Source organism: Paenibacillus glycinis, assembly GCF_009909185.1.
Classification (GTDB): domain Bacteria; phylum Bacillota; class Bacilli; order Paenibacillales; family Paenibacillaceae; genus Paenibacillus_Z; species Paenibacillus_Z glycinis.
Window position 1 is genome coordinate 109,934 of the sequence record NZ_JAAAMV010000001.1, and the last position, 18,689, is coordinate 128,622.

18 protein-coding genes are annotated in these 18,689 nt (G+C 60.2%); 3 read left to right on the plus strand and 15 right to left on the minus strand.

What is annotated here, in order from left to right; translation table 11 throughout:
• Positions 1–58: 58 nt before the first annotated feature.
• On the minus strand, positions 59–1,282 hold the full coding sequence (locus GT019_RS00425; protein ID WP_161740102.1) for an MFS transporter: 1,224 nt from the start codon (positions 1,280–1,282) through the stop codon (positions 59–61).
• A gap of 346 nt (positions 1,283–1,628) precedes the next feature.
• Between GT019_RS00425 and GT019_RS00430 the strand changes: the two genes are divergently transcribed.
• The 3 genes from GT019_RS00430 to GT019_RS00440 all read left to right on the plus strand — a co-directional run bounded on the left by GT019_RS00430 (position 1,629) and on the right by GT019_RS00440 (position 5,126).
• Positions 1,629–2,999 carry a phospholipase D-like domain-containing protein gene (locus tag GT019_RS00430; protein ID WP_161740104.1) on the plus strand — a complete coding sequence of 457 codons (1,371 nt, stop codon included), beginning with the start codon at positions 1,629–1,631 and terminating at the stop codon, positions 2,997–2,999.
• A 194-nt stretch (positions 3,000–3,193) separates the two neighbouring features.
• The gene (locus GT019_RS00435; RefSeq protein WP_161740106.1) at positions 3,194–3,910 is read left to right on the plus strand and encodes a YwaF family protein; all 717 of its coding nucleotides are present in this window, start codon (positions 3,194–3,196) and stop codon (positions 3,908–3,910) included.
• A 199-nt stretch (positions 3,911–4,109) separates the two neighbouring features.
• Positions 4,110–5,126 (plus strand): SLAC1 family transporter, encoded by a 1,017-nt coding sequence (locus GT019_RS00440; protein WP_161740108.1) that lies wholly within the window; start codon positions 4,110–4,112, stop codon positions 5,124–5,126.
• A gap of 86 nt (positions 5,127–5,212) precedes the next feature.
• Here the strand turns inward: GT019_RS00440 and GT019_RS00445 are convergent, their stop codons facing one another.
• The 14 genes from GT019_RS00445 to GT019_RS00510 form a co-directional block, all read right to left on the minus strand.
• Positions 5,213–5,968 carry a hypothetical protein gene (locus GT019_RS00445; protein ID WP_161740110.1) on the minus strand — a complete coding sequence of 252 codons (756 nt, stop codon included), beginning with the start codon at positions 5,966–5,968 and terminating at the stop codon, positions 5,213–5,215.
• Positions 5,969–6,110: 142 nt separating this feature from the next.
• Positions 6,111–7,019: an ATP-dependent DNA ligase gene (locus GT019_RS00450; RefSeq protein ID WP_161740112.1), complete on the minus strand. Its 909-nt coding sequence runs from the start codon at positions 7,017–7,019 to the stop codon at positions 6,111–6,113.
• Between the two features lie 355 nt (positions 7,020–7,374).
• Positions 7,375–8,214: a helix-turn-helix transcriptional regulator gene (locus tag GT019_RS00455; protein ID WP_161740114.1), complete on the minus strand. Its 840-nt coding sequence runs from the start codon at positions 8,212–8,214 to the stop codon at positions 7,375–7,377.
• Between the two features lie 300 nt (positions 8,215–8,514).
• Positions 8,515–10,248: a type 2 periplasmic-binding domain-containing protein gene (locus GT019_RS00460; protein ID WP_161740116.1), complete on the minus strand. Its 1,734-nt coding sequence runs from the start codon at positions 10,246–10,248 to the stop codon at positions 8,515–8,517.
• 101 nt (positions 10,249–10,349) lie between these two features.
• The gene (locus GT019_RS00465; protein ID WP_161740118.1) at positions 10,350–11,738 is read right to left on the minus strand and encodes a response regulator; all 1,389 of its coding nucleotides are present in this window, start codon (positions 11,736–11,738) and stop codon (positions 10,350–10,352) included.
• Positions 11,735–13,489 carry a cache domain-containing sensor histidine kinase gene (locus GT019_RS32385; protein WP_161740120.1) on the minus strand — a complete coding sequence of 585 codons (1,755 nt, stop codon included), beginning with the start codon at positions 13,487–13,489 and terminating at the stop codon, positions 11,735–11,737. Before GT019_RS32385 ends, GT019_RS00465 begins: the two co-directional genes overlap by 4 nt.
• A gap of 437 nt (positions 13,490–13,926) precedes the next feature.
• On the minus strand, positions 13,927–14,637 hold the full coding sequence (locus GT019_RS00475) for a class I SAM-dependent methyltransferase (RefSeq protein ID WP_161740122.1): 711 nt from the start codon (positions 14,635–14,637) through the stop codon (positions 13,927–13,929).
• Positions 14,638–14,661: 24 nt separating this feature from the next.
• Entirely contained in the window at positions 14,662–14,931 is a 270-nt protein-coding gene (locus tag GT019_RS00480; protein ID WP_161740124.1) for a hypothetical protein, read from the minus strand.
• 44 nt (positions 14,932–14,975) lie between these two features.
• A complete protein-coding gene (locus tag GT019_RS00485; RefSeq protein WP_235946587.1) occupies positions 14,976–15,689 on the minus strand; it encodes a hypothetical protein in 714 nt (237 codons plus the stop codon).
• Complete coding sequence (locus GT019_RS00490; RefSeq protein WP_407945052.1) at positions 15,686–16,375, minus strand: GNAT family N-acetyltransferase; 690 nt, start codon at positions 16,373–16,375, stop codon at positions 15,686–15,688. The genes GT019_RS00485 and GT019_RS00490 overlap by 4 nt, the downstream gene beginning before the upstream one ends.
• Before the next feature lie 246 nt (positions 16,376–16,621).
• Positions 16,622–17,104, minus strand: a complete 483-nt coding sequence (locus GT019_RS00495) for a tetratricopeptide repeat protein (RefSeq protein WP_161740126.1) — start codon at positions 17,102–17,104, stop codon at positions 16,622–16,624.
• 43 nt (positions 17,105–17,147) lie between these two features.
• Entirely contained in the window at positions 17,148–17,693 is a 546-nt protein-coding gene (locus GT019_RS00500) for a GrpB family protein (RefSeq protein WP_161740128.1), read from the minus strand.
• On the minus strand, positions 17,690–17,935 hold the full coding sequence (locus GT019_RS00505; RefSeq protein WP_161740130.1) for a hypothetical protein: 246 nt from the start codon (positions 17,933–17,935) through the stop codon (positions 17,690–17,692). Before GT019_RS00505 ends, GT019_RS00500 begins: the two co-directional genes overlap by 4 nt.
• 103 nt (positions 17,936–18,038) lie before the next feature.
• Complete coding sequence (locus tag GT019_RS00510) at positions 18,039–18,677, minus strand: NUDIX domain-containing protein (RefSeq protein ID WP_235946588.1); 639 nt, start codon at positions 18,675–18,677, stop codon at positions 18,039–18,041.
• Positions 18,678–18,689 lie beyond the last annotated feature (12 nt).

Below are 18,689 nucleotides of genomic sequence, written 5' to 3' on the forward strand. Positions count from 1 at the left end.
ACCAAGCTCCTTCTCAGCGCAGGCGTTTGCGCTCCCGCGTGCCTTCCGCTTCTCGCTTTCAGCCCGCCTGCTCTTCCTCGAGCGACCGCAGCCGTCTGAGCGACGGAAACATCAGCATCCACAGCCCCGCCACCACGATGGTGCCGACGCCGCCGATGAAGGCCGCGGGCACGGCGCCCAGCCAGCCGGCCATCGTGCCCGACTCGAATTCGCCAAGCTGGTTGGACGTCCCGATGAAGAGCGAGTTGACCGCGTTCACGCGGCCTCTCATCTCGTCCGGCGTCTGCAGCTGCACGAGCGACGAACGAATGACCACGCTGATCACGTCCGAGGCGCCGATGAACAGCAGCGCGACCAGGGACAGGATCAGGCTCGTCGAGACCGCGAAGAGCATCGTCGCCAGGCCGAACACCGCCAGCGAGCCGAACAATATCGGGCCGAGCGCCCTCCGGAGCGGCACGTAGACGAGCACGATCGACATCAGCAGCGCGCCGACCGCCGGCGCGGTCCGCATGACGCCGAGCCCCCATGCGCCGGTGCGCAGGATATCCTGCGCGAAGATCGGCAGCAGCGCCGTAGCGCCTCCCAGCAGGACGGCGAACAGATCCAGCGAGATAGTACCCAAGATGACCGGATGCCGCCTGACGAAGAGCAGCCCCGAGAAGATCGAGCGCGCGGTCAGCGGCTCCAGCTTCCTGACGGTCCGCTCCATGCGGATCAGGATCGTCAGGATAGCGGCGGTCAGCAGCGCCGCGGCAGCCGTCAAATAAACGTAGACGGGTCCGACCGAGATCAACACGCCGCCCAGCGTTGGGCCCAGGATTTGCGAGGTTTGCCCGGCCGAGGTCGTCCAGGCGATCGCCCGCTGCATCCATTCCTTCGGCACCAGCATCGGCAGCAGCGCGGACGAGGATGGGCCTTCGAACGCCCGGCACGCGCCGAGAATCGCCGCCGCGAGCAGGATTTCCTCGCGCCCGAGCCAATCGGCCATGTTGCCGACGAGCAGCAGCACGGCGATCCCGCTTTCGATGATTTGACAGATGAACACGATCTTGCGTCGGTCGAAGCGGTCGGCGACATGGCCGACGACCAACGTCAGCAGCAGCATCGGCAGGAACTGCGCGAGTCCAACCAGACCGAGGCTGTAGGCGTCGCGCGTCAGCGCGTACATCTGCCAGCCGATCGCGACCGAGATCATTTGAAACGACGTGAACGACAGCGTGCGGGAAAGCCAGAATTTCGTGAAGGATGATTGCTTTAGAAGGGATTCGTCGGCTTGCATGATGCGGCTTACGCCTCTTTTCTGTTCGATTTTGCGCTACTGGAACTGCAGTTTGGCAGGGTCCGACCGGCGTTCGACGCCGCGATAATTCAGTTGCATTATATCATTCTAGCGACTGCTCGGGCATACTCGGCGTCAAAAAAGGCTGCTCCGGCAGTCTCGAAGGATCGGCTGCGAGCACGGCTCGCCCTGGGACATCCCCCCGATATTGAACGCGGCGAAGCTCGCACGTTGGCCGATTGCCGCGGAACCTTGCCTAACCGACGAACCGCGCCGTTTACGGTATCTCAATGGTTCCTCCGCAGAGACCGTGCTACACTATTGAAAAACCAAAAGGAGGCTCAACATGACTTCCATTCCCTACCCCGCAACCGGCACGTATCCCCTCCGATCCGGCAATGCCGTCCGACCGCTGATCGACAGCGGTCCCGCCTTCCGGCGGATATGCGAGGCGGTCGAAGCGGCGACCGCCAGCGTGTGGATCTCGATTACGTTCTTCGCGACGGATTTCCGGATGCCGGACGACCGCGGCACGCTGTTCGACGTCTTGGACCGCGCGGTCGCCCGAGGGCTCGACGTTCGGGTCATCTTCTGGCGTCCCAACCCGGAGAGCAGCGGCTACGGCCAGACGTTCCCGGGCTCGCCCGCCGACCGCGAGCTGCTCGCCGCGCGCGGCTCGCGATTCCGCGCCCGTTGGGATCGCGCGCACGGCCGTTATTGCCAGCATCAGAAGATCTGGCTGATCGATGCCGGGCAGCCGTCCGAGACGGCATTCGTCGGCGGGATCAATCCGACCTTCAAATCCGTCGAGCCCGGACACCGCGGCGAGGATCAACGCCACGACAGCTATGTCGAAGTGACCGGTCCTTCCGCGACCGACGTGCACCATAATTTCGTCCAACGCTGGAACGAAGCCAGCGAGAGGCACGAAGCGGACGGCGCATGGAGCATGGGCGAAGACGAGGAGCTTCCGTTCCCCGCTCGCGTCTCCGCTCCGCGCGGAGACAGCCTCGTCCACATGCAGCGGAACGTGCATCCCGGACGATACGCCCATGATTTCCCCACGCCCGGCGGGGAGCCGTATCCGATCGCCGAAGGCGAACGAACGATACTGGAGCAGTACAAGCTGGCCATCGATGCCGCGCGCAGCTCGATCTATATCGAGAATCAAGCGCTCCCGGTTCCGGAGATCGCCGACCGGCTGGAGGAGGCGCTGAAGCGAGGCGTGGATGTCGTGCTCCTCGTGCCGGCTGAACCCGAGTCCCATGTGCGCGAGCGCCGCCGGCAGCCGGGCGGAACCGACTTCTTCGCCCGCCTCGAGGCGCTGGGCCGCTATGAGCACTTTACGCTCGTCGGCATCGCGGGCCCGAACGCGAGCGGAACGCGCAGCAGCATCTACGTCCATGCCAAGATGATGCTGGTGGACGACGAATGGGCGACCATCGGCTCCTGCAATCTTCACTCGAATTCGTTGTACGGCCATACGGAGATGAACGCTTCGATCTGGGACCCGGCCGTCGTACGTTCGCTGCGCCGCGAGCTGCTATCCGAGCATCTCGGCACCGACACCGAGGCGCTTAACGACCGCGAGGCGCTTCGGCTCTATCGGAGCATCGCGCGCGAGAACCGGCTCCGGGCAGCCAGAGAGGATTATGCGTGGACAGGCCTGGCGGTGATGTTGGAACCTGCCGAATATGGCGGACGGCTGCCGTTCTAGTCCCGTTGCAGCGCGCGAAGCGCGCTTGACCGCTTCCTCGCTGCGTGCTGTACTGTCTTGCGACGCCGAGGCACATTACGTGCTGCAACGGCCCAAGAGGAGATTGCGCCATTCATCGCGAATACCCCGTAAGGGTCCTATCGATTGCGGTACGACCGTTACGGCAATCCATCATCCATTCGGGGGATAGCGACATGCATGCCTTTTTCGATTCCGAGCTTTCGGGCTCGCGGTTCCAAGCTTATTCATGGTCGCATATCGCCATGATCGCGGCGTTGATCGCGCTGGCCGCGATCTTGTTTCGCTTCAGATCCAACATCGCGAACCATCGGCGGGCAAGGTATGCGGTCCGCATGATCCTCCTGCTGGGGCTCGTCGTTCCCGAGGCGGGCTTGTTCTACTGGTATGCCGTCGAAGGCTTGTGGAACGTCCGATACACGCTGCCCCTCGAGCTTTGCAGCATTACGCAGCTCCTCGCCGTCGCGATGCTGCTGACGCGAAGCCGCCTGTTGTATCCGATCGTGTTCTTCGCCGGCATCGGCGGGGCGCTGCAGGCGATGCTCACGCCCGATCTGATCTATCCGTTTCCGCATTTTCGGTTCTTCCACTTCTTCATCGCGCATATCGCGATCATCTTGGCCTCGCTCTACATGACGTGGATCGAACGATTCCGCCCCACTTGGAAATCCATCGGCGCCGTCATGATTTTTTTGAACGTGCTCGTCATCGTCGTGGGCGGACTGGATTATGGGCTCGACGCCAATTATATGTTCCTCAGGCACAAGCCCGAGGCCGCTTCGCTGCTGAGCCTGCTCGGGCCGTATCCTTACTATTTGGCCGTGGAAGAATTGATCGCGCTGGCTATCTTCACGCTCATGTATCTGCCGTTCATTCGCGGGAAGCAGCCCTGACACTCGCGCCGAATCGGCATGAATGGCCATCCCCATTCGCCGGTTCGGCGTTCTCTTGTTGGATGCTTCCGTTCCGACGCTTCGCACTCAATCATTCGAATTCCCGATCGTTATTATAGAAAAACATGTATTGATCTATCGTTCTCGTATTGCCTACACTGTAGCTATCCATTCCGACTCGACAAGGAGGCTACAACCGATGGAATCAAAACTCTTCGCCCGCACGAAACGCTTTCAACGATCCGAAGGAACGACGGCCGGACTCCCCGTTGCGCCCGCATCGTTCTTCGCCATGACCCTCGGCTTGGCCGAGACGGGGAACGCGCTTCGCTTCGCGCACGACATCTGGCAGGTGCCGCGCCTGTTGGGAGAGCTGCTGGAACTGTTGGCGCTGCTCTCCTTCATAGGGTGGGGAGGGCTGTATATCCTCAAATGGATCCGCCACCGATCGGCAGCCCTGCATGAATGGCGCGATCCCGTCCAGGCTTCCTTTATCGCCTTGATTCCCGAATCCCTGATCCTGCTGGCCTCCGCGTTCCTGCCGTACCAGGCCGCATTCGCGCACGCGCTCTTCTGGACAGGCTCCGCGGCTAATCTGGGCTATGCGGCTATGCGATTCTCGCGCATGTGGACGATTCAGCGCCAGCCCGCGCAGATCACGCCTTCCTTGTTCCTGACCTATACGGCCAGCGTGCTCGTCAATGCCTTGATCGCCGGCCAGATGAGCTATTCCACGTACGGCTGGATGGTGTTCGGCATCGGCGCGCTGTCCTGGCTCATTTTGGACTCGGTACTCCTGCAGCAGCTCGCAACCGGAGGCTTGGATGCGAAAACCCGGAATTTCATGGGCATCTATATGGCTCCGTCCGCCATCGTCCTCGTGGCCTACCAGGTGCTGAGCGGACAATCGTCGAACTTCGTCACGTACGCGCTGGCCGGCTATGCGCTGTTCCTCACGGTCTCGTTGGCGTTGTCTTACCCTTGGCTTAGACAGCAGGAATTCGCGCCGGGCTATTGGGCGTATACGTTCGGAATCGCCACGGTCGCGCAAGGTTTTTTGCTTATGGCGCGGGAACGGTCGGGGGCATTTGCTATCGTCGCCGCGATCCTGCTGATCGGCTCGCTGCTGCTGACGTTGATCGTGGCCGCCGGCACCGTTCGGTTGTTCTTCGGAGGCAAATACTTTCCGCCGGCTCCCGTTCCGGAGAAGGCATGAGCGGATAAGAAGCACGATCGACGCACGAAAAAGAGCCGCCTGCGATCAGGCGGCTCGATCTCGTTTATCGCCGGTTTCCCGTCCGTTCATTTGAAATAATAGTAATAATTTCCGCCGTAACGCTGCTTGACGATTTCATCGCTGTCGGTCTGAACGAGGTTCGCGGTCTGATTGAAGTAGCCGTATTCGTCCAAACTCCGTATGTACGCATGGCAAAGGTTCTTGATTTCTTCCGTCGTACCGTTCGCGTCGTTCTCGTCTTCGTGCCGAATCGTATCGTAAAAGACATAAATGCGCTCGCTGGAGACGTACACCCGATAAATCCAGCGGTCCGGAAACCGGCCCACGATCAATGCCTTCAGCTCGTCCGCGTTGCGGTTCAACAAATTCCCTTTATACGCATCTTCAAACGAATGGCAAATCGGAAACAGCTGCTTCGTGTCGATATAGAGCTTGTCCGTGTCCTTGAGCAGCAAGCTCGCGTATTTGCGCGGATGCCTGAGCAGCGGGAAGCTGTGCGGGACGCGATGCTCCGCAGCAAGCCGCAAAAAATGATGAAGCGCCTCCGTCTCCTGCGTCGACGATTGCCCGTTATACCGGACATTGAATCCGTTCTCCATCATCAAGCCGTACGTTTCGTTGTCGTTGGCGTAAATGTCGAGCCGATTGACAAAATAAGGCCGCTCGCCTTCGATCCGTTCATGAAGATACCCGCAGCACAGGATGTCGTAACCGAAAGTGTCCTTCAAGAAGGACGTCATTTCCGCAAAAATAGGGCGCTGCGCCTGAAGCCCGTCCTTGATCCGCTTCACCGGCGCATACAAGCCAACATCGATAATCATCTACACCTCCTCCAGTTCTGACGAATCCTGCCGGACCAGCAGCCCTTCATTAGACGCGCCGGCTTGGATTTTGTTCCTCTTACCAGCTTAGCAGAGATTTTGGGCATATGGGATAAAAATCGCATCCGGGCTCGGCCGGCGGTCAATAGGTCCAGCGGCAATCCTCGGGATTCTTGTCGAACAGAAAGCCTTTGAACCGCGTCTCCAGCAGCTGATGACGGTCGGTGCGATCCCGATATTCGATGCGGCAGCACAGCTTCGGCGTTATCCACCGGACGAGACGGTCCGTCCGATCCTGCAGCTGTTCGGCAATGGCCAGGAATGCGTGCTTCTCGAGGTCGGTGAATCCCGTCTCGACCGTGGCGACCGGTTTATAGCGGATCGTCCTGAAGTGAAGGCCGACGATGAGCGCGAATCGCGGTTCCGTTCTATACCCCAAGATGATGGCGTCGATCGTTTTGACATTCTTGATTTTGATCCAATCGCCGGAGACGACGTCCGTCCGATAGCGCGAATCCAGCCGCTTCGCGACGATTCCCTCCATATCCCGCTCGATCGTCCAAGCCTGGAGCGCTTTGCCCTTTCCGTTTACGCTGGCCGTAGGCGCAATCGTATCCGACGGCGCGACGATGTCGGCCAATCTTGCTTTCCGGTCCGTCAAGGGCTCGTCCATGTGATCGGCCGACGTATGCAGCACGTCGAACGCGATGAAGGTCGCCGGATGCGACCGGATTGCGGCGTTAATTTTGGCGGCATCGCCGATGCGCAAGCGATAGACGAAATCATCGAAGGCCGGTTTGCCGCCGCGCAAGCAAACGCCCTCGCAATCCAAGATCGCGGCGGGCGCTTTGATGGCTGCAACCGCTTTCCTCAATTCGGGAAACTTGCCCGTGACGACGTGCCCGTTACGGGTATACGCCTCCAGCCGATCCCCCTGCTTATGCAGCAGGATTCTCGCCCCGTCCCACTTGGGTTCGAACAGAAACGCTTCGTCGTCGAACGCCTTCATCCCCGTCGATAAGAGCATGGGCTTGATCGAAGTAAACAACATGGCCGGCTCGCCTCCTCTAGCGGTTATCGCAGTTCGGCTCTGCTTCAAGTATAACCTTGCCGGCGAAACGCGAAACCGCCCGTCAATCGCGCGCGAACAAGAAACAGGCCGCAAGCTGGCCGCGCGACGACGGCAACCGATCGGATACGGCAAGCGCGCGCGAGGTCCTGCAACGCATGAAAAAACCGCCGCAGGCTCTCCTTTGGCGGTTATTGGCATGCATGCTTAATGCGGCCTGTACGCCGCGCGCTGGCGGTTCGGGCTCGCGCAACGTCAACGATAGCTCGGCATCGTTCCAAACTCCGCGGCCGACTGCATGACGTTCCCCAAGAGACGGAGATGGTCCGCGCGCCCCTTACAGGCTCGGTTCGAACCGGCCCTCGTTGCGGTACTTCAGCGGCGAGATTCCCGTCTTGCTCTTGAAGAAGCGCGAGAAATCGTCGGCATCCTCGTAGCCGATCAGCTTCGCGACCTCGCCGATCGGACGCTTCTCCGTCTCCAGCAAATGCTTGGCTTTTCGCAAGCGAAGGTGAAGCTGCAGCTGCATCGGAGTGATTCCGTATATTTTCTTGAATTGGTTAGAAATGTAAGTCGGGTGCAGACTGTAGCGCTCTCCTAGCCCGGCAAGGTCGATGCGGGTCTCCGGGCTCTCGAGCAGTTCGTTCAGAATCGACGTGAACGCTTCCGAATAATCGGCCTTCAAGCGCGCATCCGGCTGACGCAGCGCCGATTCGATCAGAATGGCGGCCAATTCCTGCGACTTGGCGCCTCTCATCAAGCTGTCCGCAAGCGATGCGGGACGCTCCGCGCACCGGCGGTATTCCAGGTACAAATGCTCGAAGCGTTCCGTATCGCCCAGACGGAACAGCAGCGGAAACTGAAACAGCTGCAGCGCGTCCATGCAGTCCGCGATCGTGAGCGTGAAATGCCACCACAGCATGGTCGTGACCTCGCCCGTATCCTTCACTTGGTCATGAAGCGCCCGGGGCGGCACGAGGAGCACATCCCCCTGATTCGCATGGTAATCGCGGCCTCCGATTCGGAGCCGGCAGGATCCTTCCTTGATAAAAGAGACGACGTAAAACGGAAGCTCGCGGCCAAGCTGCCGAAGCTCAGTGCGCCGAAGCACGTCATGCTGCAAAATATGAAGCGATGCTTTCTCGATCAGGTGCAGCCACGGTTGCATGCCGTTCATGGAATCCTCCTGATGGACTGAATAAAGTATGCAGAATGACCTGCATCTTCATTATAAAACGGCGCGGCGACTTAGGCAGGGGGAAATTCGTACGGAATGAGGAACCCTTTTGAACCATTTTTTGGAATACGGGCTGCGCAGATGACGTTTTTCTTACCTGCCGGACCGTTCGGCGCTTGAACTCGCATTTCGGCACGAAGAATAACCGCATGAATGCCGGGACCGGCGCAGGCGAACGGACCGTTCTTATCATGTCGCCGCCCGATTCGCACGACCGCGCCATGAACGGAACGGGATGGATCAGTTCGTTTCGCTCTCGTGCCGTTCGTTGACTTCCTTCGTGATTTGTTCCCCGCCCTTCTTGTTCCATGCCGCGACGAAGCGGTCGAAGTCGGATATCGGCCTGCCGCCCGTGATAAACTCGAGAAACGCCTTCGTTTCGAGGTCGGTCAGCGCGCTCCAGTCGCGCTCCATCGTCTTGGTCGTGCCGGTAAACTCGTTGAACACGTTGTTCTGCTTCGTGCGCGCGACCACGCCGTTGCCTTCCATCCACGCCAGATAGGTCTTATAGTTGCCCAGATCCTTCTTCGGGTTATCCTTCTCCGACTTCACCCGATCGTAGATCGACCTCTCCGCCGCGTCGAGAATGTCCGGCCGCGCTTTGCCGGCGAAAATCGCGTCGAACTTGCGCACGGTGCGCGCCGTCGTGTCCGTGAACACCGGAGCGATCAGATTATTGTTCAAGCCGAACATATAGCGCGTCGAATCAGCCGATTTATAGATGCCGGTCGTCTCGAGCTCCTGCAGCTCCGGAATGCGTTGCTGGGATGCCTCTTTCAGCACGTTCATGAATTTCATCGCGAGCTCCGGGTGGGCGAAGCCCTTCTTCACGACCAGGAACGCATTGGAGACAAACCCGTTGTCGACGTTGACGTGATCGCCCGTCATGATCGGATACGCCTTCCACTCGCCCTTCGGGTTGTTGTCGATCGCGCCCCCGAGCGGCCAGACCGGAGCCCACCATTTGCCGAGCATCAACCCGGCGCTTCCGTCCGCCAAGAATTCGCTCGTCATGTTGCCGTCGCGAAGCGCGAACTCATGATCGATCGTGCCGTCCTTGTACATCTGCGCGAGCTTCGCGAGCACTTCCTTCATGGCCGGCTGCGTCGAGCCGTACACGAGCTTGCCGTCGCCGTTCTTGACCCACATCGCCGGATAGGCATCCATCGCCCACGCGAAAGCATTCAAGGAAAACGGCTGCGAATCGAACAGCATGTCTCCTTTGAGCGCCAAGCCTAGCGTATCCGCCTTGCCGTCGCCGTCCGGATCGTCGTCCTTGAACGCCTTGGCGACGTTCATCAGATCCGCGATGCTGTCCGGAGCCGGAAGCTCGAGGTTATCCAGCCAATCCTGGCGGACCCAGACCATCTGCACGTTGTTCATGTCCAGCACGTTCGGCAGACCGTACAGCTTGCCGTCGAAGGTCGCGTTCTGCAGCGCCTTGCCTTGGACCGAGTCCTGCACCTCCTTGATCGCCGGGCTGGCGTACTGCTCGTAGACCGAAGTCAAATCCTCGAGCATGTCGTTGTCGTACATCCGCTTCAGAATCGTCTTCGCCGGCTCGGCGTCGATACGTTCGACGGTGAAGATGTCCGGCAGGTCGTCGCTTGCGATCATCAGGTTGAACTTGTTGAAATACGCGGCGCCGTTCGCCTCCCAGAGCGGCGTCGATTTGATGTTGAGCGCGTTCTCGATATAGGTTTTGTACCGATTGGATTCGAATGATTCGCCCGGAGGAAAGCTTTTCGCCACTTCCGGATTGTTGTTCAGGATGGTCGTGAACGCGATGGTTTCCGGATATTTGCCGAACGGATCCGGGCCCGCGTCCGGACGGCCCGCGTTCGAAGCCCCGCCGGATTCGCCGCGGTCCGCCGCCGCGCGATCGGATGCGCGGTCGCCGCCGTTCGAATCGCATGCGGTTACAAGCAGCAGCGCCGTCAGCGCCGCGGCGACGGTCGTTATTCTCTTGCTCATGCGAGCCCTTCTTTCGCGATGTTGTTCATCATGAATCCATGTCGACCGGAATGCCCTGCCGGTCGAGCCACCACTCAAGGGCACGAAACGGCGCTCCCTGCCTAACGAAGGCGCTTATCCCGATATTCGGAGGGCAGCATGCCGGTTTGGACCCGGAAGATTTTGCTGAAATATTTCTCGTCCTGGAACCCGGTCTTCTCCGCGATCCAGTAGATCGGCATATCGGCATGATCGAGCAGCAGCTTCTTGGCCTTCTCCAGCCGAATTTCCTTGGCCGCGTCATGGAACGAACGGCCGACGATTTCCTTGAAAATCGTGCTGAAATAGCCTTGGCTCAAATTCACCTTCGCCGCCAGATCCGCGCGTCCGGCATGTTCTCCGTCCTCCGTCTGCAGCAGCTCGATCGCGCGCAATATGGCCACGAAGACGTCGCCCGAACATGCGAAGCCCTTCGCGATCGCCGCCAGTTCGTCGCGGTACCGCCCGAACCAGCGCAGCCAGTCCTCCAATGTGCGGAAGCGCGCGACATGCTCCCGCCATTGCCGGAACGGCTCGGAAATCCCGGCCAGCATCGCCCAGGAAGCCGCGCTCCGCTCGAACAGCATGATCGCCGTGCGGCTAGGCAGGCGCAACGTTCGCAGCATCGACGTCAGACCTTGAAACTCTTTCGCGTCGAATACCCAGCGCATCGCCGTCCAAGCCTGGCGCACGCACCGCACGTCCGTTTCCGACGGCCTCGGAAGCCGCAGCGCTTCCAGTTCTTCGAGCGAGACGGACCATGCGCCCTCCGCGAAGGCGTCTTCGTCATAGAACAGCTTCTCGCGCAGCGCGGCAAGCCATTCCGCGGGCTTCGCGCGCGCATGCCAATCCGTCACCCTGACGAAACCGGCATGGCCGACCAAGGGCGAAGCGGACAATTCCGCGATCAGGTCGTCGATCTCCGACCGGGCGCGGTTCGCGATCAGCCAGCTGTTCCCGCCGAGCGGGACCGCGCCGCCCGCGGGCTCGATCCGCGCAACCCCGGCTTCGTCCGCATTCTCCGTGCCGAGCAGGACCAGCGATTGCTTGATCGGCGCCGCCGCAAGAGCCAGCGAAGACGGATGCCTTTGGTACAGCTGCATGCGGTCCGCGACTCGTACCAGCATCTCTTCGAGGTTTTCGTCGGCCAAATTCGTCTTGACCACGTAATCGATCGCCCCGAGGCGCATCGCGTCCTGCAGGAAATGAAAATCCTGATGGCAGGTCAACACGACGGTGAACACGGACGGATACCGGCCCCTGACCCGCCTCATCAGCTCGAAGCCGTCCATGGCCGGCATGGTCAAGTCCGTCATGAGCAAATCGACCGGCAGCTTCTCCATCATGTCCAGCGCGGTCTCGCCGTTGTCCGCCTCGCCCACGACTTGAAAGCCGCGCGCTTCCCACGGCAGCGTCAAAAGCAAGCCTTGTCGGACCCAATGCTCGTCATCCACGATCAAAGTCCTGATCATCCCGAAACCTCCTTCATCCTGACCGGCAGCCGCAGCCGCATCGCCGTACCCGCGCCGAGCTCGCTCTCGACCTGCAATCCGTATTCGTCCCCGTAATAGACGGCGGCGATATTGTTGACGAACGCGAGCCCGATCCCGAGTCCGACCTTCCTTTGTTCCCGGCCGTCCTGCGCGAACAGCGCTTGTACGGTTTCCGGCGCCATCCCTTCTCCGTTGTCGGTCACCTCGATCAGGAAATGCCCGTCGCCGGTCAGCCCTACGGCGACGCGGATGACGCCGTTCTTATGCTTAAAGCCGTGATAGAGCGCATTTTCGACCAGCGGCTGCAGCAAAAACCGGGGCATCCGGATCGATGCCGCGTCCTCGTCCAGGTCGATCTCCACGCGGAACTGATGGTTGTAGCGCATCTGCTGCAGCTCGATATAATCCCGGACCGTTTGGATTTCTTGCCGAACGGTGACGAGCTTGCCTTCTTTGCCCAAGTTGTAATTCAGCACGCGCGCGAAAATCGACAGCAGCTTGACGATCTCCTCCTGCCCGTTGATCCTGGCCAGCCATTGCGCCGAATTGAGCGTGTTATGGATAAAATGCGGATTGATCTGATACATGAGCTTCTCGACTTCCAAATGGCGCTTGCGCGTCTCCTTCTCTTCGATCTCGGACATCAGTCCGCGGATGCGCTTGCGCATGTCGTAGAAATGCGAGAGCAGCTCGTCGAATTCCTTGATCTGTATGGAATCGGGCGGCTCGTTGAACCGGTTCTCGCCAAGCATCATGAACTGCGCGCGGATGCGCTGCAGCGGGCGGTAGATCATCGTCCAGATGACCCATCCGATCAGCAGGCCGACCACCAGCGAGAGCAGGGCGACGAGGGAGAAGCGCTTCAGCCACGTGTTCATTTCCTTGTGGTAATCCACGCGGTCGATGACGAGCGCCAGCTGGATGCCGTACTTGCTCGGGATATCGAAGAAGACGAAGCTGCTCTTGCGCGCGGATTGAATCTCCTTGTAGCTCGTTCCCGCAGGAAATTGCTTGTTGCCGCCGCTGTAGATGATGTTCCCTTGCTCGTCCAGCAGCAGATGCGTCACCGGCATGCCGTATGGTTCGCTGTTGAATAATTTGGCGACGGTCGACACGTTCGTCTCGATATAGACGAAGATGGGCGGTCCGTCCGGATTGTCCGAGCCCGCTTCCGTCTCGCGCATGATCGAAAACACGGAATTGTCGCTGTTGACGTACAGCGTCCGATGCGGCCCGTTCAGCGTGTAATTGTCCGTATCCGTGGTGATCTTATGAAAGCTTTCGATGCTCAGCTTCGGATTGATGTATAAGTTCTCGAAGAGAAACTGCTTCGTCTCCGGCAAATAATACGCGGTGAGGCCGAGCAGCGGATTCGTATAATTGATCAGCGAGATATAGTCTTCGATTTCTTCGCCCAGCTTCTGTTTGACGACCAAGTCGTCCTTCTTCAGATACGCCTTCAAATCCTTGCCGACCTTGCCCTCGAACGCAAGCTGCCGCGATGAATAGTCGAGGTTGCTCAGCACCGACTCAAGCCCGTTGCGCTCCTGCTCCAAATTCTTCTCGACGCCCCGTTCGACTTTGTTCTGCAGCACGTTGTAGATGCCGTAATAGGAGATCGCCCCGATGAGCGACAGAGGAATCATGACCGACAGGAGCAGCATCGCGAGCAGCCGGCGTTTTAGCGTATAGGGCAGCATGCGCTGCAAGCGTCTCGCTAGACCGTTCACCCGCCGCACCCCGCGTCCCGTTCCCCGCGGGTGACGGGCGGCTTTCGCTCCAGCCGTATTCTATTCACGAACAAGCCCGCAACCCCCTTCTGTGCGCATCATATCCCAAAAACGAAATCTGCGCAAACGGACCATTATGCGCCGCTTGCCGCGAAAGCAGGGCTGCGAGCTCCAAGGAGCCGTTTTCGTCGAAAACGGCAAAAGGCGCACCGCGCTTGGAACGCGGGGCGCCGATCTGTTGATCGTGCAGCCAGAGCGCCTGCCTGCCGACGAATCCTGCTTGGGCAGCGAGCATTGGGCAAGCAGCGATTGCTGCATCCTCTCCAGCGGATCAGGAATCTCAAGGTGCCGAAGCCGGACCGCAGTCGGCAGGAACCGCCTTCGGCAAGAACCGCCTTCGGCCGACCGGCTTCCGCTTGTCAACCCGATTCCGGCGGTTATCCGATCGGTCTCTTCGCCGCGAGCGTGACGCAGTCCGAAGCGAGGATGACCGGGCGTCCCTGCCGGTCGATGTCGAAGACCAGCGGTTTGACCGTGCGAGCGAGCATCTCCCAGCCGGCATAATGCTTATCGAACAGCGCGAGCAGCTCGGTTGTCGCCAAATTGATTTCGAACAGCGGCTCCAGCGCTTCGCCGGTGTCCGCGTCCTTCTCGCCGATGCCCGTGCCGACGACGAGGCAATGGACGCCTCCCGCCTTCGTGCCGCGGACCATCTCGGCAAGCTTGGCATCGAGCGCTTCAAGCGATGCCAAATGCTCCAGCGTCGATACGGCGACGATATAATCGTAACGTCCCGGCTCGATCTCGAACGCTTCGATGCTCGAGAGAACGGGCCGGATAATCGAGGCGACGCCGAACTTCCGACTGTACGCCGCCAGCTGCGCGACTGCCGAATCCAGCAGATCCACGCCCACGACGGTGCTTCTACGGCCGATCAACGCTTCGGCGATCGGAATGCTGTTGCGGCCGATGCCGCAGCCGAGATCCAGCACCCGCAGGTCTTCGCGGCCTTCGAACTCGGCCATCAGCTCCATGACGGTCCGAACCGGCTTGTGCAGCCACGATCCCGGCTCGAACAATCCGTGCTCGCGATAGCAGGCGTCATGGTAAGCCTTCTCTTGTTCGCGTATGTACGTTATCCGGTCCAAGCCGATGCCTCCTTCGACAGTCCATCATCCGCCGCTTGGCGTTCCGCCTTCGCTTCCGCCCGAGGCCGGCGTTGTCGTTCCGGTAACGCCTTGCTGCGCCTTGATGACGGCCGTTAATTCCGCGATCCGTTCCTTCATCTCCTGCATCTCGCGCCTATGCACGCTGCTCGCCGTGCGCAGCTCGTCGAATACCTCGCCCAGCACCGAGCCGTTGATCGCGGACTGGATGATCCAATGCAAGAGGAGGCCGCCGATGATCGCCGCGAACAACCAAATGATAACCGCAATGCCCATTCGCCCATCTCCTCCCGTTTAAGGCGGAATCGCCAAACTGTTGGCTACCGGATGCCAACCACCCCCGCGCGGGCTTCGCCGCCGTTCGAATCCACTGAAGGGTCGACGCTCCATAGCCCGGCCATGCGCAGCACGTCGGCTTCGTTCGGCGACACGGGCTCTTCGGCATCCATTCCGGTAAAGGCGAGATTCGCTTCCCGCTCTTCCCGGCTAAGCTCCCCTTGATCGAGAAGCGTCTCCCCGCGCTCGCCGAGATAAGCATAGCCGCGGACGATTTCCCCGTTCGACGATCGGATCCAAGCCTGATAGTCGACCACGCGATGCGTCGCGAAATAACACGCCTCGCCGAAGGCCAAGCTCAGTCCGGCGAGCGTCGGCAGCGGTCCCGCAGCTTCCGGCGCGGACAGATCCGGCATCGACGCGTTGACCACGAGCGTCCAGCCGCGCACCGGAGGAGCGACGAAATAATAGCCCCGGTAGGCGCCGTCGATGCCGGTCCGCCAATTGGCCCGCTGCCGGTCCGCCAGCTTCAGCAGATCCGCGACCGCGCGCGTATCCGTCGTTTTGACCGCATACCACTGGCATTTGCAGCCGAACGGAACCGGCATGTCCGGCGCGGCATCGAACGATACGCCGGCTTGCCGATTGCGACTCCCCGCCGAACGGCCTCTTTGCGCGTTCTTCTGAAATCGCCATAAACCGAAAATAAGCATAAAAAACATAACGGCCGGAACCGCGGCCGCGACGATTGGACTCAATATTTTCGATCCCCTTCATGCTGCAATGGTTTGATCAAGTAATAATGCCGATGTCCGAGGGGAGCATTATCGATGACGGCAAGCTCTTCGTATCCGTGCTTCTTATAAAATGCCGGCGCTTGGAACGAGAACGTGTTCAGCTTGACGAACGTGCAGCCGCGTTCCTCCGCGGCGCGTTCGACGGCCGCCAGCAGCGCGGAGCCGTACCCTTGGCCGCGGCAGGCGTCGTCCACCCACAGAATGTCGACTTCGATCCAATTCCAGCAATAGACGCTCAAAATCCCGCCGACGATCCGGCCGTCCGCATCGCGCTGAACGAGATCGATTTCCTCGTACCGGCTGCCCAATGCTTCCGGCAAACGGCTGCTATTGAAGGCGATCAGCCGGTTTCGAATATACGTGCTCACTTCGCGAGAGCTTGCCGGTTCCGGCATTCGCAGGTTCATGATGCAGCCGCTCCTTTCTTCGTTCATCTTGCGCATGTTGACCGCGTAGGGGACAAAGCCGACGCTTCGCCAAAACCGTTCCCCTCGCGGATTGGCGCTCAGCACGTCGAGCACGACCGCCGCGCCCGGCGGGAAAGCCTCCGCCTCCAGCATCGCGATGCCCGCCCGCCCGATGCCTTTGCTCAGGTACTCGCGCGATGATATACCGCCGCAGATGGACTTCCCAGCGATCCTCGTCATACGGACGGGGCTGTATCCGATAAAGCGCGTATCCGGCCGTGTCCTCCTTCAGCTCCAGGATCGCGCACGTCCAATTCGCTTGCAGAAAGCCCCGCATGCGCGCCTCCAGCTCGGCCGGTCCCATCGGGTTCTCGCTGCCCTCGTCCGCGATCAGCTGCCGGTTCATGCCGGCCAGCAGCGCCGCATCGTCCGGCACGGCGAAACGGAACGTCAATGGGCTCGACCGCTTAGCCTCCTCCTGCCTGCTCACGCCCAAATGCGATCCAATTGATCCGCATAGAAGCCGATCGCCCGGCCGTAGGATTGAATGCCTTCGTCCCGGCTCGTATCGGCGAGCTGGCGCAGCAGGATGTGCATCGCCGCGGCATGATCGTTCAAATTATACAGCACCATGGCATAAAACGTCTCGAATTCGCGCCGCTCGGGATATTCGCGAATCGCGTACTCGAATAATGCCCGGGCCTCGGCGTACCGGCCCAGCGTTCGGAGCGTGCTGCCGAGACCGAGCATGGCCCCCGGCCGCGCCTCGCCCGCCAGACCGAGCTCGAGCGCGCGCTTGTAATGCGGCACCGCTTCCCGCTCCAGTTCCATGACATCGTGCACCCAGGCATATTGGTACCAGAGATCCGGATTGCCCGGTTCTTGCTTCAGCAGTTCGGCCAGCATCGCCCGGGCCTCTTCCGGCCGGCCCTGCTCCCGGAGCGCGACCGCTTCTTGCATGTTCATCATGACGCAACCTTCCTTTACCGCTCAAAATGAAAATAATGGCTCGTTACGCATCCGATTCCCCGGGCTTCCAACCGGTCTTCTGGCTCCAGCGGCTGGCGCTCCGGAGGATGTCCCACACGTAAGGTTCCTTCTCCTCCGTGTACCTGTCGCGTTCGTGGCGCAGCGACTTGGCGAGCGAATGCTTGACGGCGGCGTAACGCTTCGCTTCGTGCGCATGGGCCCGGACGTAATCCCGGAACAACAGCGCCAGCTGCTCCGTGAAGCTTCCTTGCTCCCGGACATGGATATGCGTTCTGCGCATGCCGTCCGACTCCCGGAAATACCGCTTCGTCAAATCGGGATTATCGTCCCGAAGCAAGTAACCGAGCTCGGCGAACAACTCGGCCAACTCGCGCTTGTCGTTAAACCGCTCCACGGACACCTGGATATCGATGACCGGTTTGGCATCCAAACCGACGATCGCGGTGGACCCGATGTGGTCGATCCGCAGCGCCCGCGCCGCGAGGGCATGCCGCAGCCGGCTGCCGATCTCGTTGAATTCCGCCGGCCAATTCGCATCATAGGGCATGATCACGATCGGATCTCTCATGATTTCACCTTCCTCGTCAACGAATACGCCGCATACCCGATCAGAAACAGCGCGAAGCACGCGAGAAAACAAATCGCATACCCCGTCCATCCCACATGCATGACCATAAAATAACTGTCATGATATTGAAAATCGTTTGTTTGCGTTTGAAATTTGGCCTGCATGCCCAATAAAATAAAATACACCAGCCAAGGAAAGGCTGCGGAGATCCCCAATCCTGCCAATAGTAGACGCAATTTCATAGTCCATCTCCCTTCGCGGATTAACGTCATGTAAGGAAACGCCGATGTGTTGCGCCTTGCCGGTAGTTAGCTCCCCGTGTCGGTGCGCCAACGATCGCTTCTGTCATTGCCCGGCTGCGGCATGCATCCGAATCGCGTGGCCCAGCCGGTAAAGCTCGGCCAAATCGAACCTCCCGCCGCCTTGGAACCGTCGAACCGCCTCGCCGATATCGACCGCTTCGACGCGCAAGACCCGTTCGCCGTCGGCGGGGTTGAGCGGTTGGCCGACGACGATTACGTCGCCATATCCGACCACTCTTCGGAAACTCGGATGCGGAATGTAAGGCCGGTAAGGCGCAGGCGCGCTCGAGCGGCACAGAAAATGGCCGAAGATCCGATAGGACGCGAGCTCGGCGCCAAGCTCTTCCAACAGCTCGCGCCGCAGCCCGTCGAGGTAGAATTCCCCCGCCTCGAGCGTCCCGCCGGGCAGTTCCCACCGCCCGTCGTCCACTTGCATCATGACGACCTTGTCCCCGACATGCGGGACGATGCTGACATTGCTGACGAGCGACAAATCGCCGGCTTCTTCGGAGCCGACGAACGTGCCCGTCACCGTTCCCCAGACGATAGGCTTGGACAGCGTAGGATAGATACGAGCATCCGGCGTATTCAGCTTTATGCCTCCTTTTACGTCACGTAATTGCAGTCGATTCCAGCCGATAAGCGCTTTTGACGAAGATCGGCGCTTCCGGTCTTCCATCATTCTCCAAAGGAA